This is a genomic window from Bradyrhizobium sp. HKCCYLRH2060 (assembly GCF_051168135.1).
GTDB lineage: Bacteria > Pseudomonadota > Alphaproteobacteria > Rhizobiales > Xanthobacteraceae > Bradyrhizobium.
The window spans coordinates 1-1,618 of the sequence record NZ_JBNPUK010000036.1; the positions used below are offsets into that span (position 1 = coordinate 1).

Sequence of the window (1,618 nt, forward strand, 5' to 3'; positions counted from 1 at the left end):
CGGCGGCGAGCTTCACGACCTACACCATGAACCACGCCGCGGTGGCGACCGCGCGCTGCGACAGCTGCCACAACGGCTCCTACACCGGCCAGGGCACCAAGGGGGCCATGGGCACGGCGTCATATCCGAACCACGTCGCCACCGGCGGTGCCGACTGCGTCAGCTGCCACGCCAAGGCCGCCTCGGGCGGCTTCACCAGCTGGGGCGGCGCCGCCTTCAAGCATGCCGCGACCGACACCAACTGCGCGACCTGTCACAACGGCAAGACGGCGCAGGGGATGACCACGCCGCCGCACATTCCGACCGGGACGCTGCAGTGCTCGAACTGCCACACCAACACCGCGGCGAGCTTTGCCACCTACACCATGAACCACGCCGCGGTGGCGACGGCGCGCTGCGACAGCTGCCACAACGGCTCCTTCACCGGCCAGGGCACCAAGGGTGCGCTCGGCACCGCGTCGTACCCGAACCACGTCGCCACCGGCGGCGCCGACTGCGTCAGCTGCCACGCCAAGGCGGCCTCGGGCGGCTTCACCAGCTGGGGCGGTGCGGCCTTCAAGCATGCCGCGACCGACACCAACTGCGCGACCTGTCACAACGGCAAGACGGCGCAGGGCATGACCACGCCGCCGCACATCCCGACCGGGACGCTGCAGTGCTCGAACTGCCACAGCAACACCGCGGCGAGCTTTGCCACCTACACGATGAACCACGCCGCGGTGGCGACGGCGCGCTGCGACAGCTGCCACAACGGCTCCTACACCGGCCAGGGCACCAAGGGGGCCATGGGCACGGCGTCATATCCGAACCACGTCGCCACCGGCGGCGCCGACTGCGTCAGCTGTCACGCCAAGGCGGCGAGCGGCGGCTTCACCAGCTGGGGCGGCGCCGCCTTCAAGCATGCCGCGACCGACACCAACTGCGCGACCTGTCACAACGGCAAGACGGCGCAGGGGATGACCACGCCGCCGCACATTCCGACCGGCACGCTGCAGTGCTCGAACTGCCACAGCAACACCGCGGCGAGCTTTGCGACCTACACCATGAACCACGCCGCGGTGGCGACCGCGCGCTGTGACAGCTGCCACAACGGCTCCTACACCGGCCAGGGCAGCAAGGGGGCGCTGGGCACGGCGTCATATCCGAACCACGTTCCAACCGGCGGCGCCGACTGCGTCAGCTGTCACGCCAAGGCGGCCTCGGGCGGCTTCACCAGCTGGGGCGGCGCGGCGTTTGCTCACAAGGCCACCGACACCAATTGCTCCACCTGCCACAACGGCAGGACGGCGCAGGGCATGACGACGCCGCCGCACATCCCGACCGGGACGTTGCAATGCTCGAACTGCCACAGCAACACCGCGGCGAGCTTCACGACCTACACCATGAACCACGCCGCGGTGGCGACGGCGCGCTGCGACAGTTGTCACAACGGCTCCTACACCGGCCAGGGCACCAAGGGCGCGCTGGGCACGGCGTCGTATCCGAACCACGTCGCCACCGGCGGCGCCGACTGCGTCAGCTGCCATGCCAAGGCGGCCTCGGGCGGCTTCACCAGCTGGGGCGGCGGCGCATTCGCTCACAAGGCCACCGACACCAACTGCGCGACCTGCCACAACGG

The 1,618-nt window shown here is 70.0% G+C and carries 1 protein-coding gene; it reads left to right on the plus strand.

Annotation, left to right across the window (positions count from 1 at the left end):
- Positions 1-1,618 (plus strand): hypothetical protein (locus tag ACQR10_RS32635; RefSeq protein WP_434912205.1); only part of this gene is annotated, 1,618 nt, incomplete at both ends.